The following is a 23,002-nucleotide window of genomic DNA, read 5'->3' on the forward strand; positions in this document are numbered from 1 at the left end:
GGGTGACCGCGAACGAGATCGACGGCAATGGTGCCGTCGGGGGGATCTCGAATGAACAGCGCAGCACGCATGAGCGGGTCGCGCGTCCGCAGCACGACACCGACAAGATCCTGATCGCGCTGAACGAGCGGTCGATCGTCGCCGTGACGGATGCCACGGGCCGCATCACGCACGTCAACGACCGCTTCTGCGAGCTCTCGCAGTTTCGGCGCGACGAGCTGGTCGGACGCACGCACCGCGTCGTGAACTCCGGGCACCATCCGGCCGCCTTCTTCGCCGACCTCTGGAGCACGATCTCCGAAGGCCGCATCTGGCAGGGTGAGATCTGCAACCGCGCTCGCGACGGGTCCAAGTACTGGCTCAATACGACCATCATCCCCCTCATGGGAGACGGCGACCTGCCGGTCAGCTACGTGGCTCTGCGCACGGAGGCGAAGCGGCGGCGGGACGCCGAAGCCGCCGTGCGACGTCTCGCCTACGTGGATCCGGTGACCGGGCTCGAGAATCGGGCGGCCATGCTCCGCGCGATCGAGCGCATCACGTCGAGTCGGACGCCGAGCGATGAGTTCTCTGCCTTGGTGACCGTGAGCCTCGACCAACTCCCATCGGTGAATGATGCGTTCGGGTTCGAAGCGGGGGACCGCCTGCTCCTCGACGCCGGGCTGCGGCTGAAGGGTCTGGCCGACGGCGTCACCCGCGTCGGCCGAATCGGCTCCCATACCTACGGAGTGCTGCTGCAGGATCTGGGCGTCGAGCTCGGCGCCGCCGAAGACGTCGTGCAGACCACCATCGGGCGCATGTTCGAAGCGCTCTCGGCAGCCAGTGAGACGTTCTCCGGCATCGTCATCGGCGCCGGGGTCAGCGCGGGGCACGTGCTCTGGACATCGCCCGGCGCCCGTGGCGACCCGGCTCGCGTCGACGCAGAGCGCGGGGCCGACGCGTTCATCGCGTCGGACGATGCCAATGAAGTGATGAAATGCTCCGAGATCGCGCGGAAGCGGGCGAAGCGGATGAGCGGGCAACGGCGCGCGCAGCGATTCGAGCAGCGGATGCTCGACGAGGTGCACGACCGCATGGTGCTCGTCTCCGAACTGCGAGCGGGCGTGGAACGCGGCGAACTCCGCCTCTACGCGCAGTCGATCGTCGATCGGAAGCGCCGCGTGATCGGCAAGGAAGCGCTGATTCGGTGGCAGCACAGCTCCCTCGGATTGATCCCACCCGATGAGTTCATCCCGATCGCCGAGCAGACGGGCCTGATCACGCAGATCGGGGACTGGGCGCTCGAACGCGCATGCCAGGTGCTCGCGCACTGGGCCGCGTCGGAGGCGACCGACGAGCTGACTCTCGCCGTGAATCTCAGCGAGCGCCAGCTGCACGCCGGCGGATTCGAGGATCGCGTGCGCGAGGTGATCTCGCGATACGGCATCGCACGCGGCCGCCTCAAGTTCGAGCTCACTGAGAGCGTGCTCCACAGCGACCTCGCTCGCACGATCTCGCTGCTCGAGCACCTCCGCGCCAACGGCGTGCACGCCTCGCTCGACGACTTCGGCACGGGCTATTCCTCGCTCAACTATCTGCGTCGGCTCCCGGTGCAGCAGTTGAAGATCGACCGGTCGTTCGTCTCGTCGATCGTCGAAGACGATCGCACGGCCGCGATCGCGGAGACGATCGTGCGCCTCGCCCGGATATTCGGCCTGCAGGTCGTCGGCGAGGGTGTTGAGACGGAGGAGCAGTTCGCCCTCCTGCACGCCCTCGGCGTGGACGCGTTCCAGGGCTACCTCTTCGGCGGGCCCGAGCCCATCGAGGCGCCGGCTACCGCGGGCTGATACCGAGAGAGCGCCCGGCGAGGCCGCGCCCGCTGCGGGCGAGCTCCGCGGCGATACGGATCACCTCGGCCGCGGCCGGGTCCGCCTGGTCGGTGAGAACGGTCGGCGCCCCCGCATCGCCGCCCTCGCGGAAGACGGGGCTCAGCGGCACGCTTCCGAGGAGCGGAACGGTGCCGTGCTCCGGGTCGCTCAGTCGTTCGGCGACCAGCCGGCCCCCGCCCGCCCCGAACAGGTCGAGCACGCTCCCGTCCGGCTGGGTGAACCCTGCCATGTTCTCGATGACGCCGATGACCTTCTGACCGGTCTGCCGGGCTACGAGCGCACTGCGAACGGCGACATCCGCCGCCGCTTCCTGAGGAGTGGTGACGACCAGCACCTCGGCCTGCGGCAGCAGCTGGCCGATGCTGATCGCGATGTCGCCCGTACCGGGCGGCAGATCGAGGAGCAGGACGTCGAGGTCGCCGAACCACACATCGCGCAGGAACTGCTCGATCGTGCGGTGCAGCATCGGCCCCCGCCAGGATACGGCCGTGCTTCTCGGATCGGCGTCACCGAGAAACATGCCGATGGAGATCACCTTCACACCGTGCGCGACGGGTGGCAGGATCATCTCGCCGACCCGCGTTGGCTGCTCGGTGCGCCCGTCGCGGCTCAGTCCGAGCAACCCGGGAATGGAGAACCCGAACACGTCGGCATCGACGAGTCCGACCGCCAAGCCGTGCTGGGCGAGCGCGACGGCGAGCCCCGTCGTCAACGACGACTTGCCCACGCCGCCCTTGCCGCTCGTCACGGCGATGACGCGGGTGAGCGAGTCCGGGCCGAACTGCTGCGGCCGGGCACCGCGATCCCCCCGTACGCGTTCGATGAACGCCTGGCGCTCCCGCGTCGACATCACGCCGACGATGACTTCCGCCGCCGTGACTCCCGGCGCCGCCTCCGTCGCCGCTCGCACATCCGCCTCGATGCGCCGAGCCGCCGGGCACCCTGCGATGGTGAGCAGGATCGAGACCTCGGCGCCCCCGGCCGCATCGACCGTCACGTCGCGCACCATGCCGAGCTCCGTGATCGGGCGGAGGATCTCGGGGTCCTTGACGCGATCGAGCGCATCCCAGACGGCCCGCGCCGTTCCGGCGGCGGGCCGTTCAGTCATCCTGCGAGCTCGCAGACCGCTCCGGCGAGGAGTCGCGCCGAGCGCGACTCCTCGTGCCGCGATCTCGCGGTTCGTCGCTCGATGCCTCGTCGTCGGCGAGCTCGGCGAGCAATGACCGGAGTTCTGCACGCAGGAAGTCGCGGTCGGGAAGATCTTTGAGCGCGAGACGCAGAGCGACGACCTCGCGCGCGAGGAACTCCGTGTCGGCGAGATTGCGCTCGGCGCGCTGGCGATCCTGCTCGATCTGCACACGGTCGCGGTCATCCTGGCGATTCTGCGCGAGCAGGAGCAGCGGCGCCGCGTACGAGGCCTGCAGGGAGAGAATCAGCGTGAGCGCCGTGAAACCGAGCGCCGCAGAATCGAAACGGAAGGACTCGGGCCCGTAGGTGTTCCACAGCAGCCAGGCGACGCAGACGATGGTAAGTGCGAAGAGGAACCACGGGGTACCCATGCCGCGCGCAATGCTCTCGGTCCACCGGCCGAAGCGCTCGCTGTTGCCCGAGCGGCCCTCACCGCGCGCCGAGACCCGCGCGCTCGCAGCACGCGGGGCGTCGAGTCCGCCGCCCCGCTTGAACGCGCTCATCCGGCGGCTCCGGTGCTGACCGGGGCGTCGTCATCGGCGTGCCGCCAATCGTCGGGCAGCAGATGATCGAGCACGTCATCGACGGTCACGACTCCGACGAGCCGGTTCTGATCGTCGACCACGGGCAGCGCGACTAGATTGTAGCTGGCGAGGCGGCGGGATACTTCGGCCGCGCTCGCGTGCACCGTCACCGGCTCGATCTCGGCGTCCAGCAGCGAAGCCATGCGCTCGTGCGGCGGGAACCGCAGCATGCGCTGGAAGTGCGCGAGGCCGATGTACTCGCCGGTCGGCGTCTCGTAGGGCGGGTGCGTCACGTACACCGCAGACGCCATCGCCGGAGAGATCTCCGCCCTGCGGATCATCGCGAGACCCTCGGCAACGCTCGACTCCCCGGCCAGCACGATCGGCGCAGGGCTCATCAGCCCGCCTGCCGTGTCCGCATCGTACTCGAGCAGTCGACGCACGTCTTCGGCTTCCTCCGGCTCCATGAGGTCGAGCAGCTCGGCGCCCTGCGCGGCCGGCAGCGCTGAGATGAGGTCGGCGGCGTCGTCCGCCTCCATGCGGTCGAGAACATCGGCGGTGCGGCCCGAGGGCAGTTGCGCGAGCAGGGCGAGCTGATCCTGTTCGCTCATCTCTTCGAGCGCGTCGGCGACGCGCTCGTCGGGCAGCTCCTCGATCACCTCGATCATGCGCGGCTGAGGCAGTTCGAGCAGCGCCTCCGCGAGGTCGGCCGGTTTCAGATCGACCAGTGTCTGGATGAGCAGCTCGGCGGTGCGCGTGCCCTCGGCAGAACTCGGAAGTCGCAGCTCGCCCCAGCGCACGATGCGGGCGTCGCCTCGGCTGAACGGGGCCGCGGGCTTCGGCAGGCGCACGAACACTTCCGTGACGAGCCACTCGCCCGTGCGGCTCCGCTCGATCGCGGCGTCTTCGATCCGCGCGGTCGTCGTGGGACCCGCGTTCGTCTGGGCCAACTGCACATCGCGCCCGATGAGTTCCGCGATCATGCGGGTCTCGCCCCCGCGCTGCTCGAATCGGCGCACGTTGATGAGCCCGGTGGTGATGACCTGACCGGAACCGATCGACGTGACGCGGCCGATCGGCACGAACACGCGGCGCTTCCCGGGAATCTCGACGATGAGGCCGACGACGCGCGGGGCGCTGGTCGCCCGGAAGACGATCAGTACGTCGCGCACTTTGCCGATGCGGTCGCCGACCGGATCGAACACGCCGCGACCGGCGAGCCGACCGACGAAGATCCTCGAAGTACTCACCCCACTACGGTACCGCTCAGCGACGTGCGGCGATACTGAGGGCATGCACCCAGCGTCTTCGCTCTCCGGCCCGTCAGCGCCGTGGGAGCCAGCCGATGCCCCAGCTCGGAGGGACACCGAGCATCGCGTGTCGCGCAGAGACGCGGTGCGTCTCACCGCCTGGGGCGCGCTCGCGGCGGCCGGGGCGCTGCTCGTCGGGTGCGCCCCGGAACCGCGAGCAGACACCTCGCCAGGCGACCGTGCGCCCGACCCGGCCCCCGCCCCCGCCCCGGAGAGTGACGCCCCGTCTGCGCCGCAGGTGGCCCCGATGCTGCTGCTCGCCTCCCTCGCGCAGTCCGACGCCGTCGCCATCATCGACCCCTCCGTCTCGGATGCGGAGGCGGCGCAGCTCGTCACCGTGGGAGCCGCGCCCTGGGGCGTCGGCGTCGCGGGTGACGGACGCACCGGGTACGCGGCGACCGCCGAAGGTCTGGCGGTGATCGATCTCGGTGCGGCCTCCCGCACCGCCCTGATGCCCTTCCTGCACCCGGCGAATCGCGTCGAGTTCGGCGAGTACCGGCCGGGCGGCCTCGGTCTCGCGGTCTCGCCCGACGGCAATCGGGTCTATGTCGCAGTGACCCCTGGTGATGGCGCGTACGCCCTCGAGGTCTTCGACACGCGCGTCGGCGAGTTCGTCGGTTCGGTTCCCGTCGGGCTCCGCCCCTTCGACGTCGTCGTCGCGCCGGACGGCACGTGGGCGGCGACGATCGATCACGATGGGTTCACTGTGACCGTCGTCGATGCGGCCGCACTCGTGCCGACGAGTCACACCGTCGCGCAGTTCGGCACCGAGGGCGGGCTCGCCTCGTGGGAGAAGCCGCACTACGGCGCGGTCGATGCCGCAGGCGCGATCCTGCTCCCGTACCAGGGGCGGGTCGTCGTCAAGCTCGACCCTCGCACCGGGGAGACCGCCGCGCTCACGAGCACGGCGGACTCCCACGTCCACGGCACGGCGCTCGCTGGCGACGTGCTCATGACGGTCGGCACCGGCGCGTTCGGCAACGCGCAGAGCGGCCCCAATCTGTCGCTGCTCCGCGTGACCGGCGCGGGTGCGGGGGAGGAGCGCGTCGTGCCGCTCGACGTCCCCCATGAGACGGTCGCGGTGTGGAGAGACGCCGAGGGCGCCGAGTTCGCGGCTGTCGCGGGCGGGAACACGCGGAACGAGGGGTGGGACGGCATCACCCTGGTATCACTCGATTCGCTCGAAACGCGCGCGCTCCCCGTCGCTGGCTACCCGCAGGCTCTCGTTTCGTACGCTCGGAGCTGAATCCGGGTGAGATTCCCCGACTCCTCCGTCGCGTTCGTCGCCGACAATGGGAGAATCGCACTATGAGCACTCCTGATGGACCCATGCGGTCGTCGCGTCTCCCGCTGGTCCCCGAGATTCCGAAGGGCGAGATCGTCTCGACGTACGACCGGTACGAGGACGCGAAGCACGCCGTCGACGTGCTCGCTCGCGCGAGCTTCCCCGTGCGGCAGATCAGCATCGTGGGCAACGACGTGCGCAGCGTCGAGCGGGTCACCGGCCGACTCACCTACGGCCGTGTCGCGCTCATGGGCGCGCTCTCCGGCGCCTACCTCGGGCTCTTCCTCGGCCTGCTCCTCTTCATCTTCCAGCCGGATAACGGCGCGATCCTCGGCGTCTTCGCCGCGGCCATCGCCATCGGTGCGGGCTTCGGAATGCTCTTCGGCGTGCTGTCGTACGCGATGAACCGCAACCGCCGCGACTTCTCGTCGGTGATGCAGATGGTCGCGACGCGATACGACCTGATCACCGAACCCGAGCTGCTGCACGAAGCGCGGCGCGTGCTCACGGAGGTCGTGGAGAAGTAGCGCGCGTGCGCGGACCGGGGCCCGGCCCGCGCGATCCCGAACTACTTCTCGAGACCGTTCAGCGCCCGGATGCCGGCGTTCTCGAGAGCGCCGAGCCGCGTTCCATCCGCGAGTTCAGTCTCGACGCGGACCGTCGACATGCGCATGCGCGTCGACTCCGGCGTCGCTTGGGCGAGCGGGGTGCAGGCGTACTCGGCGAGGTTCTCGATCGAGTGCTCGGAGAGCCAGGCGCGGGTGTCGGGATGCGAGAGCGACGCGTCGTAGACCACCTTCACGATGCCTTCGTCGGCCGAGACCGATGAGAGCGCCTGTGCCGCCAGGTCACCGGACTCGGCGCGTGCTTCGTGGAACTGGCGGATCGCGTCGGCGATCTCCTGGTCTGAGGCTGGGGTCTCGTTCACGGGGCACTCTCCAATGCTCGATCGGTGGTCGGGATGACGCAGGCCGCATCCGACGGCGCGGAGCGCACGGGAGGTCGGCCAGCGCCAGTTTACGAGCTGGCCGCCGCCGCGTCGCGGGGTTGACGCGGCCCTGGCTGCTCCTGAAGGCGCGCGAGAGCGGGCGCCGCTCCCCGCTAGGATCCGAGCATGGGCGCGATCGAGAACAGTCACTGGGTGGTCACGGGAGCAGCGGGCACCATCGGGTCGACGCTGCGGCGAGCGCTGCACGATCGGGGGGTCGCACTGACCTCGACCGATGCGCGTCGGGCCGAGGTCGTCGGTGATCGCGACCGCTTCGCGGTGGCTGATCTCGCAGACCTGACCGCGCTGACGGAGGTGCTGCGAGGCGCCGACGGCGTGATCCATCTCGGCGGTATCGCGGACGAGGCGGACTTCCACGACCTCGCCGAGGTCAACATCGTCGGGACGTACCACGTGCTCGAGGCTGCGCGACGGGCAGGCACTCCACGGGTCGTCTTCGCGAGCAGCAATCGGCTGACCGGGATGTACCCGGCGAGTACGATGGTGTCGCCCGACATGCCGCCGCGCCCCGACGGCTTCTACGGGGTGTCCAAAGTCGCCGGCGAGGCCCTGTGCCGGCTCTACGCCGACAAGTTCGGCTTGTGCACGGCCTCCGTGCGCATTGGAAGTTACGAGGATCAGCCGACGTCGGCCCGCGAGCAGCGCACCTGGCTGAGCCCAGCCGACGCGGTGCTGGCCTTCATCGCGGCGATGACGACGACCGAACCCGGGGTCGTGTTCTATGCGGTTTCGGCAAATGAGGCGCGCTGGTGGGATCTGGCGGCGGGGGAGGCGATCGGGTTCGCGCCGAAAGACAACGCAACGGCGTCGGGAGACCCGCTCCCGTTCGACCCGCTCGCACCCCAGGGCGGGCCCTACGCCGAGGCCCCCTACTCGCTCGACCGGATGCGGGATCTGCCCTGACCGTCGGCCCGAGCGTCACTCGTCGCGCAGCGCCTTCTGAATGCGCTGCAGCGAGACGGGCTCCGCGGTGCGCAGCTGCTGCGCGAACAGGCTGACGCGCAGCTCCTCGATCAGCCACCGGGCGCGCACGAGCCGCTTCGGTGCGTCGACCGGCAGCGGGACGACCCCGCCGGCCTCGGTGTAGAGAGCGGCCGCTCGGTCGATCTCGTTCTGCCAGGCGCGATCCCGGCCCGGCTGCTCGGTGAGGGCGCGCATGCGCATCTGCACCGCTTCGAGGTACACCGGCACGCGTTCCAGCTGTGCGAGACCGGTTCGCGAGACGAAGCCTTCGAACACCAGGCCGTCGACCTGCCGGGCGGCATCGGCCACCTGGCCGAGCACCTGCATCGACTTCGCCGAGTCGATCGCCTTGCGGGCCAGGCGGGCGCCGTCGAGCACGCGCGCGGTGAGCGAGATCGCACCGTAGATCTCGTCGATGAGCGACCGGGCGTAGTCGTCGGCCAGGGCCTCGAACTCGGCTTCCCTCCAGATGAGCCCGTCCGCCGCGTGTCGGCGGATCACACGGTCGGCGACCGCGAGCGACACGTCGGCGATCGCCTGGTCGAGCGTGCGGTAGGGTCCAGCGCCGAGCAGCAGCTTCTCCTGGTTCGAGAGGTGGTCGCGCACGTACGAAGCCGGCGAAGGAGAGCTCAGCACGAGGAGGCGGCGGATGCCGCGCCGGGAGATGCGCTCCTGCTCGCCCTGATCGGCGACGAGCACCAGATCGACAGCGGTGCGACGGTCGAGGATCGCCGGGTACGCGCGCACCACGCCGGCGCCAGCGGATCCGCGTCCCTTGGCGTACGTCGAATCGACGTGCTGGGGCAGATCTCCGAAGGTCCAGGAGGTCGCACCGGTGCGTTCGAGATCGCTCTTCGGCAGTGCGGCAGCGGCGACCTTCGCGACGCCCTCGGTCGCGCGCTCGCGGTGCGCCGTCTGGAGCTCTGCGAGGTTCTTGCCGGTTCCCACGGTGCGGCCGCGTCCGTCGACGACCCGGAACGTGGGTGTGAGATGCGCCGGAAGCCGGTCGGGGTCGAAGTCCGCGGGCGCTACGGGCACGCTCGTGCGGCGGCGGATCTCGGTGGCGAGCAGCTGCGTCAGCGCCGGCGGCGTCGAGCCAGGCGCCACCGGGGCGTCGAGCTGCGGGCCCACCGTCGCGAGCAGCGTCCGGGCCCAATCCGCGGCCGGGACGACGTGCTTGCGGACGGCCTTCGGCAGCGTCTTGATGAGGGCCGTGACCAGCTCGTGCCGCAACCCGGGCACGAGCTTCTCGAAGTCCGATCCGTCGAGGCGGGGGAGCAGGGGAAGCGGCACGTTCACCGTGACGCCGTCGTCTTCAGCGGTCGGATCGAAGCGATACTTCAGGCGGAGCGTCTGATCGCCGTGCGACCACTGCCTCGGAAACTCCTGCTCGTCGACCGAGTCGGCGTCGTCCTCCACGAGGTCTTCGCGCCGGAGATGCAAGAACTGCGGGTCGGTCGCGCGCTTCTGCTTCCACCACCCCTCGAAGCTGCGCGTCGAAACGACGTCAGCTGGGATGCGCGCATCGTAGAACTCGAAGATGGCCTCGTCGTCGCCCACGATGTCGCGGCGTCGCGTGCGCTCCTCGAGCTGTTCGAGCTCGCGCCGCAGCTGGCGGTTCGCGCGGTCGAACGCCTGCGGCGAATCCCACTCCCCGTCGACGAGCGCGTGCCTGATGAAGAGCTCGCGCGCGTGCTCCTGGTCGTACCGGGCGAGCTGCACGCGCCGGCGGTCGACGATCGGAACGCCGTAGAGCGTCACCCGCTCGTAGGCGACTGCCGCCCCCTGGTTCTTCTCCCATCGCGGCTCCGAGATCTGCCGCTTCGCGAGCGGACCCGCGAGTTCCTCGGCCCACGCGGGATCCACCACCGCGTTGGACCGGGCGAACAGGCGCGAGGTCTCGACGAGCTCGACGCTCATGACCACCTCAGGCGGTTTCTTCGCGAGCACGGAACCCGGGTAGAGCACGAAGCGCGCGCCGCGCGAACCGAGGTACTCCTGCGCCGGCTTGCGCCTCGTCGCGCCCGCTGCAGAGCGGCCGCGCGCCGGCGCGGCGCGATCCTGCCGGTCGTCCCGGACGCCGAGCTGCGACAGGAGCCCGGCGAGCACCGATCGATGGATCGCCTCACCCGAACCGCCGGTCGCACCCCGGCCGGCGCCATCGCGCGGGGCTTTCGCGATCCTCGCGAGCTGCCGATACAGGTCCATCCACTCGCGCACTCGCAGAAAATTGAGATACTCGGCCTTGCAGAGTCTGCGGAAGGCGCTCGACGACAGCTCGCGCTGCTGCTCCTGCAGGTAGTTCCAGAGATTCAGGAGCGTCGCGAGGTCGCCCTGCGGGTCGGAGAACCGACCGTGCAGCTCATCGGCGCGACCGCGCTCGGCCTGGGGGCGCTCCCGCACATCCTGCACCGTGAGACCGGCGACGATCGCGAGCACCTCAGGCACCACGTCGTGCGCCCTGGCTTCGACGACCATACGGGCGAACCGGGGCTCGATGGGGAGGCGGGAGAGCTCGCGGCCGATCCTCGTGATCCGATGGGTCGCGCCGCGCTCGCCGCCGCGCGGCCCGACCCGGCCCCGGTTCCGCCCCTTCGCGGGAGCGGCCTCCACGGCGCCGAGCTCGGCGAGCAGGCCGAGACCGTCGGCGATGCCGCGCTGGTCGGGCGGAGTGAGGAACGGGAAGCGGGCGATGTCGCCGAGGCCGAGCGCGAGCATCTGGAGGATCACCGACGCGAGCCCCGTGCGCCGGATCTCCGGTTCCGTGAACTCGGGGCGCGAGGCGAAGTCCTCCTCCGAGTAGAGCCGGATCGCGATGCCCGGGCTGGTGCGACCGGAACGGCCGGACCGCTGGTTCGCGCTCGCCTGCGAGACGGCTTCGATGGGGAGGCGCTGCACCTTGCTGCGGGCGCTGTACCGGGAGATGCGCGCCGTGCCGGCGTCGATGACGTAGCGGATACCGGGCACCGTCAGCGACGTCTCGGCAACGTTCGTGGCCAGCACGATGCGACGAGCGCCGCCCGTGCGCCGCTCGAACACGCGATGCTGCTCGGCGCTGCTCAACCGCCCGTACAGCGGCAGGATCTCGGTGCGGGCGCTCCGAGCCGAACTCCGCAGGCGCCCCTGCAGCGCATCGGTGGCGTCTCGGATCTCGGCCTCGCCGGAGAGGAACACGAGCACGTCGCCGGGCGCCTCCTTCGCGAGCTCGTCGACGGCGTCGCCGATGCCCTCGAACAGGTCGCGCTCGATCGTGGTGACCTTCGGAGCGCCGATCTTCGCATCGGACTTCTCGATCTGCTCGATCAGCGGGCGGTACCGCACCTCGACGGGGTAGGTGCGGCCCGACACCTCGATGACCGGAGCGGGCTCGCCCGTCTTCGCGTCTGCGAAGTGCTTCGCGAAGGATTCGGGGTCGATGGTCGCCGACGTGATGATGACCTTCAGGTCGGGGCGGCGGGGGAGCAGCGTCTGCAGGTACCCGAGCAGGAAGTCGATGTTCAGACTGCGCTCGTGCGCCTCATCGATGATGATCGTGTCGTAGGCGGAGAGCTCGCGGTCGCGGTGGATCGCGTTGAGCAGAATGCCGTCGGTCATGAGGCGGACGCGCGTCTCGGCCGACACCTGATCGGTGAACCGCACCTGGTAGCCGACGAGACCGCCGAGCTCAGATCCCAGCTCCTCGGCGACGCGCTCGGCGATGGTGCGAGCCGCGATGCGCCGCGGCTGCGTATGGGCGATCCGTTCCCGCCCGAGCGCGAGCGCGATCTTCGGCAGCTGGGTCGTCTTGCCGGAGCCGGTCTCGCCCGCGACGATGACGACCTGGTGCGTACGGATCGCCTCCGAGATCTCCTCGCGCATCTGCGAGACGGGAAGCTCCTCTGGGAACGTGATCTGGAGCGGGGGCGACGTCATGATGCTCCTATTATCCCGCGCCCAGTCGCCCGAGCGTAGACTGACGCCGACCGCGCCGATCGCTGGGTCGGCGGCTGTTCCGCGAGACCACTTGAAAGGGCACGATGTCTGCACTCCCGATCCCGAATGTTCCCCTCGACAACGGCACGTCGATCCCGCAGCTCGGCTCCGGCGTCTACCTCGTGAAACCCGGCGAGGCCGAGGACGTCGTCACCACGGCGCTCGAGGTCGGATACCGGCACATCGACACCGCCAGCCTCTACGGCAACGAGGCGGAGGTCGGCCGGGCGGTCGCGCGCAGCGGCCTCCCGCGCGACGAGGTCTTCGTCAACACCAAGCTCTGGAACACCGACCAGACACGCGCGGCCGACGCCTTCGCCGAGAGCCTCGACCGCCTCGCGCTCGATCGGGTCGACCTCTACCTCATCCACTGGCCCCAGCCGATGTTCGGAGAGGCGCTGGGCGCGTGGAGGGCGCTCATCGAGATCGCGGAGTCGGGCCGGGCTTCGGCGATCGGCGTCTCGAACTTCGAGATCTCCGATCTGCAGCAGCTCATCGATGAGACCGGCGTGGTGCCAGCGGTCAACCAGATCGAACTGCACCCCCTGCATCAGCGTCGCGAACTCGTCGAGTTCTGCAGGGAGCACGGCATCGCGATCGAAGCGTGGGCGCCGCTCGCGCAGGGCAAGTCGGACCTCTTCGAGCGGCCCGAACTGCTCGAGATCGCACGAGCCCACGGCAAGAGCCCGGCGCAGGTGGTGCTCCGCTGGCATGTGCAGCAGGGGCGCATCATCTTCCCGAAGACCGTGCGCCGGGAGCGCCTCATCGAGAACGCCGACCTGTTCGATTTCGAGCTCGATCCGTCGCAGATGGCGGCCATCGACGCCTACGAGGCCGGAACGAACTTCGGACCGGATCCGCGCACGTTCGACGGACGATAGGAGCACGACGTGACCCACGCACCCATCACCATCACGCTGACCGGCGCCGGCGGACAGATCGGTTACGCAGCCCTGTTCCGGATCGCGGCCGGCGACCTCCTCGGCCCGGATCAGCCCGTTGCGCTTCGACTGCTCGAGATTCCCCAGGGCATGCGCGCTGCAGAAGGCGCTGCGCTCGAGCTCGCCGACTGCGCGTTCCCGACGCTCGCGAGCGTCGAGATCACCGACGATGCGAATGTCGCGTTCGATGGCGCGAACGTCGCACTGCTCGTCGGGTCGCGCCCGCGCTCCGCCGGGATGGAGCGCGGAGATCTGCTCGCGGCGAACGGAGCGATCTTCGGGCCGCAGGGTCGGGCGATCAACGACCGCGCTGCCGACGACGTGCGCGTCGTCGTCGTTGGCAACCCGGCGAACACCAATGCGCTGATCGCCCAGCAGCACGCGCCCGATGTGCCGTCGGAGCGTTTCACCGCGCTCACCCGACTCGACCACAACCGCGCCGTTGGGCTGCTCGCCGCCGAGGCCGGCACCCCGGTCGCCGACATCTCGGGGGTCACCATCTGGGGCAACCACTCGGCGACCCAGTATCCCGACCTCAGCCACGCGACGGTTCGGGGGCGGCCGGCCCTCGACATCGTCGACGCCTCCTGGGCGCGCGGGCCCTACATCGAGCGCGTCGCGCAGCGCGGCGCCGAGATCATCGAGGTGCGCGGGGGATCCTCGGTCGCCTCGGCCGCCAATGCGGCCATCGAGCACACCCGCGACTGGCTTCTCGGCACCGGGGAGCGCTCGGCGGGGCATTGGACCAGCGCCGCAATCGTGTCGCGCGGTGAATACGGAGTACCCGCGGGCCTGATCTCGTCGTTCCCGGTGACCTCCGCAGGCGGAAACTGGAGCGTCGTCGAGGGGCTCGATATCGATGCGTTCTCGCGGGAGCGGATCGACGCATCGGTCGCGGAGCTCGCCGCCGAACGCGACGCGGTGCAGGAGCTCGGGCTGATCCCGTAGCCGGGCGCGGTCGCGGCCCGAGGCTGCAACGGCGCCCGTGATGCGTCGACCGGCGCGCCGCGCGCTCACCCGCGGAATTCGGAGGCTCGGAGGAGCCCTAGGATAGAGGGCATGTCCAAGGTTCTATCTTCCCTCCCCGTGGGCGAGCGCGTCGGCATCGCCTTCTCCGGAGGTCTCGACACCTCCTGCGCAGTCGCCTGGATGCGTGAAAAGGGCGCAGTGCCCTGCACGTACACCGCAGATATCGGTCAGTACGACGAGCCCGATATCGATGGCGTCGCTGATCGAGCGAAAGAGTACGGCGCAGAGATCGCCCGTCACGTCGATGCGAAGCGCCCGCTCGTCGAAGAAGGATTCGTCGCACTGCAGACGGGCGCGTTCAACGTGCGCTCGGGCGGAAAGACCTACTTCAATACGACACCGCTCGGTCGCGCCGTCACCGGCACCCTGCTCGTTCGCGCCATGAAGGAAGACGGCGTCGACATCTGGGGCGATGGTTCGACGTACAAGGGCAACGACATCGAGCGGTTCTACCGCTACGGGCTCATGGCGAACCCGGCGCTGCGCATCTACAAGCCGTGGCTCGATCACCAGTTCGTCGAAGAGCTCGGCGGGCGCCACGAGATGAGCGAGTGGCTCGTCGCCAACGGGTACCCCTACCGCGATGCGACCGAGAAGGCCTACTCGACCGATGCCAACATCTGGGGCGCGACGCACGAGGCGAAGAAGCTCGAGTTCCTCGACGCCGGCCTCGACATCGTCGAGCCGATCATGGGTGTCGCCGCCTGGCGCGACGACGTCGAGGTGGCGACCGAAGAGGTCTCCGTGCGCTTCGAGGCCGGTCGCCCGGTCGCGATCAACGGCGTCGTGTACGACGATCCGGTGGCCCTCGTGCTGGAGGCGAACGCGATCGGCGGTCGCCACGGTCTCGGCGTCTCCGACCAGATCGAGAACCGTATCATCGAGGCCAAGTCGCGCGGCATCTACGAGGCGCCCGGTATGGCGTTGCTGCACATCACGTACGAGCGGCTCGTCAACGCGATCCACAACGAGAACACGCTCGCCAGTTACCACACGGACGGTCGCAAGCTCGGACGTCTGATGTACGAGGGCCGCTGGCTCGACCCCGAGTCGCTCATGCTCCGCGAGGCGCTGCAGCGGTGGGTCGGTTCTGCGATCACGGGCGAGGTCACGCTGCGGCTGCGCCGCGGCGATGACTACACGATCCTCAACACCGAGGGCGACAACCTGAGCTACCACCCCGAGAAGCTGTCGATGGAGCGCACGGTCGGTGCCGCGTTCGGCCCGGTCGACCGCATCGGGCAGCTCACGATGCGCAACCTCGACATCGCCGACTCGCGTCAGCGCCTCGAGCAGTACGCGCAGCTCGGGCTCGTCGGAGGCTCCATCGCGGAGCTCGTCGGTCAGCTCGAGCAGGGCGGCGCTGCTGAGATCGCGAACGCCGTCGGCGGCATCGATGAGGACGCGGACGAGCTCGGCCTGTCGGCGGCGTTCGACACCGGCACCGACTGAGTTCGCGCACTGCTGACCTACGAAGGGCCCATCCGTTCGGATGGGCCCTTCGTGCGTGGGTCGCGTTGCTTCTGCAGGGGATCCGGTGTGGAGCGGGTGCGTGCACGCCGCGTGCATCGCGTCACGCCGGATCGCGTGGGCGAGCGAGGGTGAGCTGCCGGGTGGCCGGGGGAGTCGAGCTGCCCGAGCGGCGGACACGACACGACACACAGAAACGGCCCGTCTCCTCCGAGGAGGGGACGGGCCGTTCGGCTCTGTGAGCTGCTCAGGAAGCGCGACGCGCGCGCGCCGCACGGCGCTTGAGCGCGCGGCGCTCGTCCTCGCTGAGGCCGCCCCACACGCCCGAATCCTGACCGGTGTCCATCGCGTACTGCAGGCACATCTCCGTCACGGTGCACCGAGCGCACACCGACTTTGCCCGTTCGATCTGCTCGACCGCAGGCCCCGTGTTGCCGACCGGGAAGAAAAGCTCCGGGTCTACGGTGAGGCAAGCTGCCTGTTCACGCCAATCCATGTGTCCTCCTCTGTAACGCACGCGCGCGAACAATCCGGAGACCGGATAGCCTAGAATTCGCGCCGTAACTACCTAATACGTGGCTGAGAATGCTCACGTCGGCGTGCGCGAAACTCGACGGGTTATATAGTTCCACGGAAATAGATGCAAATCAATAGGTAACCCGCAATTGACTGGAAAGCGAGCCGCAATGCCCCCGACATCTCCCGATCACCCTCGTTCACGTGCGGGGTGGGCGGTGCTCCGCGTGCTCCTGGTGCTCGAGAGCGCGCTGCTCGTCGGGGTGCTGATCTTCTCCGTCGCAGCGGCATTCGGCTCGGTCGGACCCGTGGCGCAGAACGTCAGCATCGTCGCCATGGCAGTCCTCGCCCTGGCCTGGGTGGCGATCACGGCTGTAGCGGCCCTGCGCGGGCGTCCGAGCTGGGTGCGCGGGTCGGCCCTCACCATCCACGTCCTGCTCTTCGCAGGGGGCACTGGCTGCTTGCAGCTCGGCATCGGCACCTGGCAGTTCGGCTTCGCCCTCGTCGCGTGCGCTCTCCTGGGGTTCATCGCGGCGGTGCTCGCGCGCCCTGACGAGCGCCCCGTCATCGACGAGGGCGCCTCCGGGGCGTAACAGGAGCCGCGTACGGGTCAGACGTCGAGCAGCTTGCGCAGACGCGCGACGTGCCCGGTGGCCTTCACGTTGGTGAGCGCGTGGGCGATCCTGCCCTGCTCATCGATCACGAAGGTGGACCGGATGACGCCCTCGACGATGCGCCCGTAGTTGTTCTTCTCGCCGAACGCGCCGTATGCGCGGTGCACTGCGGCGTCCGGGTCGCTGAGGAGCGGGTACTCGAGTGCGTCGCGGTCGGCGAACCGGCGCAGTTTCTCCACCGAGTCGCGCGACACGCCGAGCACGTGATAGCCGTCGGCCTCGAGCGGCAGCGTCGAGTCGCGGAAGTCGCAGGCCTCAGTGGTGCACCCGGGGGTCATGGCCTCTGGGTAGAAGAAGAGGATGACCCGCTTGCCCTGGTACTGCGCCAGCGCGCGGGTGTTGCCATCCTGGTCGAGGAGGGTGAAGTCGGGGGCCTCTTGGCCGGGCTCGAGCACTACGCGATCAGTCATACGGCCAGCCTATCGCTGCGCTCCCTCGGCGTGCCCGGAGGGTGCGCAGCAGCGCACGCCGGCTACTTGAGCAGTCGGCGGAGCGATTCGACGCGTGCCGCTCCGGCGGCGTCGAGGCGGCCGTCCGCAATCGCGGCGTCCAGTTCGCAGTCGGGCGCATCGTCTTGGTGCGTGCACCCTCTCGGGCAGCCCTCGATGATCTCCGCCAGGTCCGTGAACCCGCGCAGCATCCCTTCGGTCGTGACGTGGCCGAGACCGAAGGAGCGCACTCCCGGGGTGTCGATCACCCACCCGGCGGCGCCGTTCGCGGCACCGGGGGTCGCAGCGCGCAGCGCGACGGAGGATGAGGACGTGTGGCGGCCGCGGCCGGTGACCTCGTTGACGTGCCCGATGGCGCGCTCGGCCTCGGGTACGAGCGCGTTGATGAGGGTCGATTTGCCGACGCCGGAGTGCCCGACGAAGACCGTGGTGCGGCCGGCGAGGGATTCCCGGATCTCCGCGAGTGGCCAGGCATCCGGTTCTGAGCGGAACACCGGCACTTCGAGCGCCGCGAAGTGCGAGAGGAACGGCTCCGGGTCTGCGAGATCGACCTTGGTGATGCAGATGAGCGGCGAGATGCCTGCGTCGTATGCGGCCACCAGGTAGCGATCGACGAGGCGCACCCTCGGCTCGGGGTTCGCTGCGGCGACGACGATGAGCATCTGGTCGGCGTTCGCGACCATCACCCGTTCGATCCGGTCGCTGTCGTCTGCGCTGCGTCGCAGCAGCGTGCGGCGATCCTCCACGGCGACGATGCGCGACAGCGTGCCCGTATCGCCGCTCGTGTCGCCGACGAGGTGCACGCGGTCTCCGATGACGATCGGTGTGCGGCGCAGTTCCCGGGCGCGCGAGGCGAGAACCGTTCGCTCGCGCGGATCCTGCGGATCGGCGCCGGTCTCCACGAGTGCGGTGTAGCGCCCCCGGTCGACGGCCGTGATCATGCCCGTCACCGCGTCCGCGTGCTCCGGGCGACGCTTCGTGCGCGGCCGGTTCGCCTTCGGATTGGGGCGCTGACGCACCTGGAGGTCGGCGTACTCGGCGTACGGGTCGTCGGCGTCCTCGTCGGGGGTGAGCCAGCTCACGCGTTCACAGCCCCGCGATGAAGCCGCGAGCGGCCTGGCCGAGTGACGTGTCGTGCGCCGCGGCGTCGCCGCCCGAGGCGCCGAGCTCGAACGCGACGTCCACACCGTCGCGCGAGGATTCGGCGAGCGCCTCGCGGGGTGCGACGGCGCGCCCCCAGAGCTCGGTGAATCGGGGCAGCGTCTTCGATGTGGACGCGATGTCTTCGATCTCGACTCCTGGGACGCGCAATCCGATGAGCGCTCCGGTCGTCGCCATGCGATGGTCGGCGTAACTGTGCCACACGCCGCCGTGCAACGGGGCGGGTCGTACCTCGATGCCGTCATCGAGCTCGACCGCGTCACCGCCGAGCGCATTGATCTCGGCGACGAGCGCCGCGATGCGATCGGTCTCGTGATGGCGGATGTGCCCGATGCCCGTGATGGTGCTCGCGGCACCGTCGGTGCCGTCGGTGCCGTGAGCGGCGAGCGCTGCGAGCCCGACGAGGGTCGGCGCGAGCTCGCCGGCCTCTGGCACGTGCAGCGAGACGCCCGAGATCGCCCCGGTCGCAGTGATGGTGAGATCTCCCGCGTCATCGAGGTGCGTCGCAGCGCCGAACTCGGGGAGCAATGTGCGGAGCGAATCACCCACCTGCGTGGTGGAGCTCGGCCAGTTCGGCACCGTGATGCGACCACCGGTGACGAGCGCTGCGGCGAGGAAGGGGGCGGCGTTCGAGAGGTCCGGCTCGATGGTCACGTCGATGGCGCGAATCTCGCCCGGAGCGACGATCCACTCGCCGTCGGCGGGGGAGTCGACCCGCACGCCGCGCGCACGGAGGGTGGCGATCGTCATCTCGATGTGCGGGAGGCTCGGCAGGCGTTCGCCCGTGTGCACCACGTGCACGCCGTTCTCGAAGCGCGCTCCCGCCAGGAGCAGGGCGGAGACGAACTGACTCGACAGCGAGGCGTCGAGCTCGACCCGCCCGCCCTGCAGCGACCCCGTGCCGTGCACCGTGAACGGCAGGGCGCCGCGGCCCTCGTCAGCGATGTCGGCCCCGAGCGCGCGCAGGGCGTCGAGCACGGGGCGCATGGGGCGCATGCGCGCATACGGGTCGCCGTCGAATGCGACCGGTCCGAGCGCGAGCGCGGCGACCGCCGGCACGAACCGCATCACGGTGCCCGCGAGACCGCATTCGATGGTCGTCGACCCGGTCAGCTCGGGCGCCGGGGTGACGCGAAGGTCGGGATCCGCCGACTCGCCGCGCGGGAGCGCCTCGATCTCCGTGCCGAGCGCGCGCAGCGCGTCGATCATGAGCGCCGCGTCTCGCGACTGGAGCGGAGCGTGGAGCGTGCTCGGTCCGTCGGCGAGCGCGGCGAGTACGAGCTCGCGCCCGGTGAGTGATTTCGAGCCGGGCAGGGGAACGGTCGCGTCGATCGCGCGCTCCGCTTGCGGCGCAGGCCACAGCGCCGCAGCCTCGCCGACGCCCTCGCCGGTGCCGGTCTCGTCGCCGTCTTTGCCCTGGTTCATCTTCGCGATCAGCATCGGGATCGAGTCTACCCGCAGCACTCGACAGTAGGATCGAGGGCGTGAGTGATACCGCAGCACAGGCGAAGCTGGAACAGCGCTTCACGTCGGAGGCGCTTCCGATGCTCGATCAGCTGTACGGCGCAGCGATGAAGATGACCCGGAATCCGCAGGACGCGCAGGATCTGGTGCAGGAGACGTTCCTCAAAGCGTTCTCGGCATTCGCCTCGTTCCAGGAGGGCACGAACCTCAAGGCGTGGTTGTACCGGATCATGACCAACAGCTACATCAACACGTACCGGAAGCGGCAGCGCGAGCCCTTCCTCGGCGCCGTGGACGAGCTCGAGGACTGGCAGCTCGGAGGCGCCGAATCGACGACGGCGATGTCGTCGCAATCGGCCGAGGCCGAGGCGATCGACCGCACGCCCGATTCGGTGGTCACCTCGGCGCTGAATGCGCTTCCCGAGGACTTCCGCATCGCGGTGTACCTGGCGGACGTCGAGGGGTTCAGCTATCAGGAGATCGCCGATATCGCCGAGGTGCCGATCGGAACGGTGATGAGCCGCCTTCATCGCGGCCGGGCCCGATTGCGCAAGGCGCTCGGGGAATACGCGAACGAGCAGGGCGTTGGACTCAATGCGGGAAAGAAACCGACCAAGAAGGGAGCAGCGCGATGAATGAGTGCGAGCAGGCCAAGGCGAATGTCTACGAGCTGCTCCGAGGCGAGCTCTGCGCCGAGGAATCAGCGCCGATCCGGGCGCACATCGCGGCGTGCCCGTCGTGCCAGGACGAGCGGAACGCGTGCGAGAAGCTCACGAATGTCGTGAAGCGGGCGTGCGAGGAGGAGCGGGACAGCAACTGCCCGCCGGTCGACCTGCGAGAAGCCATTCTCCGCAGTCTGCGCGCAGAGGATCGCGGACTCGTCGGCTGACCGTCAGGTCGCTGCATCGCTCCGCTTCGCATGCAGGCCGTCGAGCACCTCGGCGAGCCGCAGCGGTGCGGCCTCGTGCAGGTTGTGCGATCCGTGGATGGTGACGACCGCGCTGCTCGGGAGTCGATCCTCCCACTCCGCGATGTGCTGCCGCGACAGGATGCCCGCGTCCGCCGCGATGAGCGCCACCGGAACATCGAGCGACCGGAGTCGTACGAGGGCGCCCCAGATGGGCGTATACGGCTGCGCTTCCTCGCCGTCGGCCGTGAGCGGCGCCGGCTCCAGGTGCGCCAGGTGGTGCGCCCACTCGAGACGTCCGTCGGGGCGGAGCCGAGTGTTGAGCGCGATGCCGCGCTCAAGCGCAGCGCGCTCGTGGCCGATGCCGAATCGCTGGGCGCGCTGCACGATCTCGTCGATGCTGCTGAAATCGCGCTGACCCTGAATGAACTCGCGCACCGAACCGGTGTCTCGCGCGGGTGAGACGCCAGGGGTGATGTCGACGAGAATGACGCGTCGCACGAGGTCGGGCCGCATCGCAGCGGCGAGCGCGGCGGTCAACCCGCCGAGGGAGTGGCCGAGCAGGGTGACGGGCCGCCGGGCTACGCGCTCGAGCACCTCGACGACGTCTGCGGCCAGCGCATCGGGCCGATAGTCGCCGTCGCTGCGCCAATCGCTTCGCCCGTGCCCGGGAAGGTCGAGGGCGAGCGCCGGTCGCCCGAGGGCGAGGAGCGTCGGATCGAAGCTGTGCGCGTTCAGGCCCGCGCCGTGCAGTGCGACGATCTCCGGCGGAAGCCCACCGTCGAAGGCCAAGCCGCTGACGGCACGGTGGTCCGCGACGTCGACCGCGATCCGCGCGACCGCGGGAAGCGGCCCTGCGCGTCCGACCCGCAGAGCGTCGAAGTCAAGGAAGCGGAACTCGTCGTCGGACGCCGGAGGCGCTGCCGCTGCAGTCATCCGGCCAGTCTACGGAGTGCGAACGTACCCTCCGTCTCGCAGACCCGCCTCGATCTCGAACCGATTGCGCAGAGGATCACGGCCGGCGAGCGCGTACAGCACTGGCAGCGCCATCCCGTAGTGCCGCCACTGCGCGCGGTGCACGCGCTCATGGCGCAGCACGCGCGCCGAGACGTTCTGGTTCGTCAGGTAGCACGCTCCGACGCAGCTCCCACCGCGTCCGAAGGTCCAGCGGGGCATGCCGCGAAACACCCACAGGCCGTCGTGGCGATCGATGCGGCCGCGACTCCAGATCGCGCCCCACACGAATCCGACGCAGGTCGCATATGCGTATCCCAGGCGAGCGAACGGCCAGGGGCGACCCGCCGGCATCACGCCGCGCCCGCCTGTGCCGGTCGTGATCCGGTGCCAGAGGTGAGCGCGGCGAGCGTGCGCAGCACCGTCGGCAGGTCCTCGGCCGCTCGATGACTGTCCGCCGGCGCGAATTCGCAGATCGCGGCGCCGGCGAGCGGCACCTCGGCGACGGCCGCGCGAATGGCGTCCGTGAGTTGCGCGACGGAGAGCCCGAATGGGACCGGGGAGTGCACCGAACCGAACTCGGCAGGGTCGAGCACGTCGAGATCCACGTGGACGTACACTCCGTCGGCTCCCGCGATGCGCTCGAGGATCGCGGAGCGCAGCGAGTCGGCACCCGTCTCAGCGGCGTCTGCGTGCAGCACCGCGATCCTGAGACGGTCCAGCTCGTCCGCCTCCTCCGGGTCGAGCGCCCGCGCTCCGATGAGGGTGACGTCGTCGGCAGCGATCGTGGGCGATGCGACCAGGTCGGGGGAGCCGTCGCCGAGCGCGTGCCGCAGGGTCATTCCCGATGCGCTTCCCGACGGCGACGTACTGGGATGCTGCAGATCGGCGTGAGCGTCGAACCACAGCACTGCGAGCCGGTCGACGGAGCGCGCCGCTGCTTCGAGCCCCGGCAGAGAGGTCGCGCAGTCGCCGCCCACAATGATCGGCGCTCGCCCATCGGCGAGTGCCGGCTCGATGGCCGTGCGAGCCGCCTCGCGGGCTCGCACGAGGCTGCTGAGCCTGGCCACGGGCGTGCCCATCGCATCACCGGCTTCGAGAGGCACGGGCACCTCGCGCAGCGCGGAAGCCGGCAGATCCTCGCGGAGGAGATCGGCGCCCTCCGCGAGCTGCATCGCCCGAGCAGAGGGCGATCCCTGCCACTGAGGCATCAGAAAGAACATTGGGTGTGCCACGGCGCCCTCCTCGCAGGTTCACTGCTTCGACTGCTGCTCAGGATACGCCCGCGGCTCGCACGGGTGCCCGAGTTCCGCGGTGC

Annotated in this window: 22 protein-coding genes; 10 read left to right on the forward strand and 12 right to left on the reverse strand. The window is 69.7% G+C overall.

What is annotated here, in order from left to right; all coding sequences use genetic code 11:
• Positions 1 to 2 precede the first annotated feature (2 nt).
• Complete coding sequence (locus tag ABFX18_RS05315) at positions 3 to 1,826, forward strand: putative bifunctional diguanylate cyclase/phosphodiesterase (RefSeq protein ID WP_346057642.1); 1,824 nt, start codon at positions 3 to 5, stop codon at positions 1,824 to 1,826.
• Here ABFX18_RS05315 and ABFX18_RS05320 read toward each other — a convergent pair.
• Genes ABFX18_RS05320 through ABFX18_RS05330 form a run of 3 tightly spaced genes read right to left on the reverse strand, consistent with a single transcriptional unit; the run spans position 1,813 to position 4,830 of the window.
• Positions 1,813 to 2,976, reverse strand: a complete 1,164-nt coding sequence (locus tag ABFX18_RS05320; RefSeq protein ID WP_336661520.1) for an Mrp/NBP35 family ATP-binding protein — start codon at positions 2,974 to 2,976, stop codon at positions 1,813 to 1,815. The genes ABFX18_RS05315 and ABFX18_RS05320 overlap by 14 nt on opposite strands.
• On the reverse strand, positions 2,969 to 3,559 hold the full coding sequence (locus ABFX18_RS05325; RefSeq protein ID WP_346057643.1) for a DUF1003 domain-containing protein: 591 nt from the start codon (positions 3,557 to 3,559) through the stop codon (positions 2,969 to 2,971). The genes ABFX18_RS05320 and ABFX18_RS05325 overlap by 8 nt, the downstream gene beginning before the upstream one ends.
• On the reverse strand, positions 3,556 to 4,830 hold the full coding sequence (locus tag ABFX18_RS05330; RefSeq protein WP_200329402.1) for a magnesium transporter MgtE N-terminal domain-containing protein: 1,275 nt from the start codon (positions 4,828 to 4,830) through the stop codon (positions 3,556 to 3,558). Before ABFX18_RS05330 ends, ABFX18_RS05325 begins: the two co-directional genes overlap by 4 nt.
• A 43-nt stretch (positions 4,831 to 4,873) precedes the next feature.
• On the opposite strand from ABFX18_RS05330, the gene ABFX18_RS05335 reads away from it, so the two are divergent.
• Entirely contained in the window at positions 4,874 to 6,136 is a 1,263-nt protein-coding gene (locus tag ABFX18_RS05335) for a YncE family protein (protein WP_346057644.1), read from the forward strand.
• Positions 6,137 to 6,198: 62 nt separating this feature from the next.
• The gene (locus ABFX18_RS05340) at positions 6,199 to 6,702 is read left to right on the forward strand and encodes a YflT domain-containing protein (protein WP_346057645.1); all 504 of its coding nucleotides are present in this window, start codon (positions 6,199 to 6,201) and stop codon (positions 6,700 to 6,702) included.
• Between the two features lie 41 nt (positions 6,703 to 6,743).
• On the opposite strand, the gene ABFX18_RS05345 is transcribed toward ABFX18_RS05340, so the two are convergent.
• Complete coding sequence (locus tag ABFX18_RS05345) at positions 6,744 to 7,103, reverse strand: hypothetical protein (protein WP_346057646.1); 360 nt, start codon at positions 7,101 to 7,103, stop codon at positions 6,744 to 6,746.
• 186 nt (positions 7,104 to 7,289) lie between these two features.
• On the opposite strand from ABFX18_RS05345, the gene ABFX18_RS05350 reads away from it, so the two are divergent.
• Positions 7,290 to 8,087, forward strand: a complete 798-nt coding sequence (locus tag ABFX18_RS05350) for an NAD-dependent epimerase/dehydratase family protein (RefSeq protein ID WP_346057647.1) — start codon at positions 7,290 to 7,292, stop codon at positions 8,085 to 8,087.
• Positions 8,088 to 8,102: 15 nt separating this feature from the next.
• Here the strand turns inward: ABFX18_RS05350 and hrpA are convergent, their stop codons facing one another.
• Positions 8,103 to 12,059, reverse strand: a complete 3,957-nt coding sequence (hrpA, locus tag ABFX18_RS05355) for an ATP-dependent RNA helicase HrpA (RefSeq protein WP_346057648.1) — start codon at positions 12,057 to 12,059, stop codon at positions 8,103 to 8,105.
• Between the two features lie 104 nt (positions 12,060 to 12,163).
• Between hrpA and ABFX18_RS05360 the strand changes: the two genes are divergently transcribed.
• The 3 genes from ABFX18_RS05360 (at position 12,164) to argG (ending at position 15,541) form a co-directional block, all read left to right on the forward strand.
• Positions 12,164 to 13,000, forward strand: a complete 837-nt coding sequence (locus tag ABFX18_RS05360; RefSeq protein WP_346057649.1) for an aldo/keto reductase — start codon at positions 12,164 to 12,166, stop codon at positions 12,998 to 13,000.
• Between the two features lie 9 nt (positions 13,001 to 13,009).
• Positions 13,010 to 14,008 carry a malate dehydrogenase gene (locus ABFX18_RS05365; RefSeq protein WP_346057650.1) on the forward strand — a complete coding sequence of 333 codons (999 nt, stop codon included), beginning with the start codon at positions 13,010 to 13,012 and terminating at the stop codon, positions 14,006 to 14,008.
• 111 nt (positions 14,009 to 14,119) lie between these two features.
• Positions 14,120 to 15,541: an argininosuccinate synthase gene (gene argG / locus ABFX18_RS05370; RefSeq protein WP_090148024.1), complete on the forward strand. Its 1,422-nt coding sequence runs from the start codon at positions 14,120 to 14,122 to the stop codon at positions 15,539 to 15,541.
• A gap of 265 nt (positions 15,542 to 15,806) precedes the next feature.
• On the opposite strand, the gene ABFX18_RS05375 is transcribed toward argG, so the two are convergent.
• Positions 15,807 to 16,055 (reverse strand): WhiB family transcriptional regulator, encoded by a 249-nt coding sequence (locus ABFX18_RS05375; protein WP_010156721.1) that lies wholly within the window; start codon positions 16,053 to 16,055, stop codon positions 15,807 to 15,809.
• 190 nt (positions 16,056 to 16,245) lie between these two features.
• Here ABFX18_RS05375 and ABFX18_RS05380 point away from each other — a divergent pair, with 190 nt between their 5' ends.
• The gene (locus ABFX18_RS05380; RefSeq protein WP_336661526.1) at positions 16,246 to 16,668 is read left to right on the forward strand and encodes a hypothetical protein; all 423 of its coding nucleotides are present in this window, start codon (positions 16,246 to 16,248) and stop codon (positions 16,666 to 16,668) included.
• Between the two features lie 17 nt (positions 16,669 to 16,685).
• On the opposite strand, the gene bcp is transcribed toward ABFX18_RS05380, so the two are convergent.
• From bcp to aroA, 3 genes are all read right to left on the reverse strand, one after another.
• Entirely contained in the window at positions 16,686 to 17,159 is a 474-nt protein-coding gene (gene bcp, locus ABFX18_RS05385; protein ID WP_346057651.1) for a thioredoxin-dependent thiol peroxidase, read from the reverse strand.
• Between the two features lie 62 nt (positions 17,160 to 17,221).
• Positions 17,222 to 18,280, reverse strand: a complete 1,059-nt coding sequence (gene rsgA / locus ABFX18_RS05390; RefSeq protein ID WP_090148029.1) for a ribosome small subunit-dependent GTPase A — start codon at positions 18,278 to 18,280, stop codon at positions 17,222 to 17,224.
• Positions 18,281 to 18,284: 4 nt separating this feature from the next.
• Positions 18,285 to 19,799 carry a 3-phosphoshikimate 1-carboxyvinyltransferase gene (gene aroA / locus ABFX18_RS05395; RefSeq protein ID WP_346057652.1) on the reverse strand — a complete coding sequence of 505 codons (1,515 nt, stop codon included), beginning with the start codon at positions 19,797 to 19,799 and terminating at the stop codon, positions 18,285 to 18,287.
• Between the two features lie 44 nt (positions 19,800 to 19,843).
• Between aroA and ABFX18_RS05400 the strand changes: the two genes are divergently transcribed.
• A complete protein-coding gene (locus ABFX18_RS05400; protein ID WP_090148034.1) occupies positions 19,844 to 20,458 on the forward strand; it encodes a sigma-70 family RNA polymerase sigma factor in 615 nt (204 codons plus the stop codon).
• A complete protein-coding gene (locus ABFX18_RS05405) occupies positions 20,455 to 20,712 on the forward strand; it encodes a zf-HC2 domain-containing protein (protein WP_090148037.1) in 258 nt (85 codons plus the stop codon). The genes ABFX18_RS05400 and ABFX18_RS05405 overlap by 4 nt, the downstream gene beginning before the upstream one ends.
• Positions 20,713 to 20,715: 3 nt before the next feature.
• On the opposite strand, the gene ABFX18_RS05410 is transcribed toward ABFX18_RS05405, so the two are convergent.
• Genes ABFX18_RS05410 through ABFX18_RS05420 form a run of 3 tightly spaced genes read right to left on the reverse strand, consistent with a single transcriptional unit; the run spans position 20,716 to position 22,919 of the window.
• Entirely contained in the window at positions 20,716 to 21,666 is a 951-nt protein-coding gene (locus ABFX18_RS05410; RefSeq protein ID WP_346057653.1) for an alpha/beta fold hydrolase, read from the reverse strand.
• Positions 21,667 to 21,675: 9 nt separating this feature from the next.
• A complete protein-coding gene (locus tag ABFX18_RS05415) occupies positions 21,676 to 22,038 on the reverse strand; it encodes a Fe-S oxidoreductase (RefSeq protein ID WP_346057654.1) in 363 nt (120 codons plus the stop codon).
• Entirely contained in the window at positions 22,038 to 22,919 is an 882-nt protein-coding gene (locus ABFX18_RS05420; RefSeq protein WP_346057655.1) for an arginase family protein, read from the reverse strand. Before ABFX18_RS05420 ends, ABFX18_RS05415 begins: the two co-directional genes overlap by 1 nt.
• Between the last annotated feature and the right edge of the window lie 83 nt (positions 22,920 to 23,002).

This window comes from Leucobacter alluvii (genome assembly GCF_039530485.1).
GTDB lineage: Bacteria > Actinomycetota > Actinomycetes > Actinomycetales > Microbacteriaceae > Leucobacter > Leucobacter alluvii.

Bases quoted from the DNA above. Each gene is read 5' to 3' on its own strand.
- ABFX18_RS05335 (WP_346057644.1), top strand. From the start codon at position 4,874: ATGCACCCAGCGTCTTCGCTCTCCGGCCCGTCAGCGCCGTGGGAGCCA.
- aroA (WP_346057652.1), bottom strand. From the start codon at position 19,799: ATGCTGATCGCGAAGATGAACCAGGGCAAAGACGGCGACGAGACCGGC.
- ABFX18_RS05405 (WP_090148037.1), top strand. From the start codon at position 20,455: ATGAATGAGTGCGAGCAGGCCAAGGCGAATGTCTACGAGCTGCTCCGA.
- ABFX18_RS05380 (WP_336661526.1), top strand. From the start codon at position 16,246: ATGCCCCCGACATCTCCCGATCACCCTCGTTCACGTGCGGGGTGGGCG.
- hrpA (WP_346057648.1), bottom strand. From the start codon at position 12,059: ATGACGTCGCCCCCGCTCCAGATCACGTTCCCAGAGGAGCTTCCCGTC.
- argG (WP_090148024.1), top strand. From the start codon at position 14,120: ATGTCCAAGGTTCTATCTTCCCTCCCCGTGGGCGAGCGCGTCGGCATC.
- ABFX18_RS05350 (WP_346057647.1), top strand. From the start codon at position 7,290: ATGGGCGCGATCGAGAACAGTCACTGGGTGGTCACGGGAGCAGCGGGC.
- ABFX18_RS05375 (WP_010156721.1), bottom strand. From the start codon at position 16,055: ATGGATTGGCGTGAACAGGCAGCTTGCCTCACCGTAGACCCGGAGCTT.
- ABFX18_RS05415 (WP_346057654.1), bottom strand. From the start codon at position 22,038: ATGCCGGCGGGTCGCCCCTGGCCGTTCGCTCGCCTGGGATACGCATAT.
- ABFX18_RS05340 (WP_346057645.1), top strand. From the start codon at position 6,199: ATGAGCACTCCTGATGGACCCATGCGGTCGTCGCGTCTCCCGCTGGTC.
- ABFX18_RS05360 (WP_346057649.1), top strand. From the start codon at position 12,164: ATGTCTGCACTCCCGATCCCGAATGTTCCCCTCGACAACGGCACGTCG.
- ABFX18_RS05410 (WP_346057653.1), bottom strand. From the start codon at position 21,666: ATGACTGCAGCGGCAGCGCCTCCGGCGTCCGACGACGAGTTCCGCTTC.
- ABFX18_RS05325 (WP_346057643.1), bottom strand. From the start codon at position 3,559: ATGAGCGCGTTCAAGCGGGGCGGCGGACTCGACGCCCCGCGTGCTGCG.
- ABFX18_RS05320 (WP_336661520.1), bottom strand. From the start codon at position 2,976: ATGACTGAACGGCCCGCCGCCGGAACGGCGCGGGCCGTCTGGGATGCG.
- bcp (WP_346057651.1), bottom strand. From the start codon at position 17,159: ATGACTGATCGCGTAGTGCTCGAGCCCGGCCAAGAGGCCCCCGACTTC.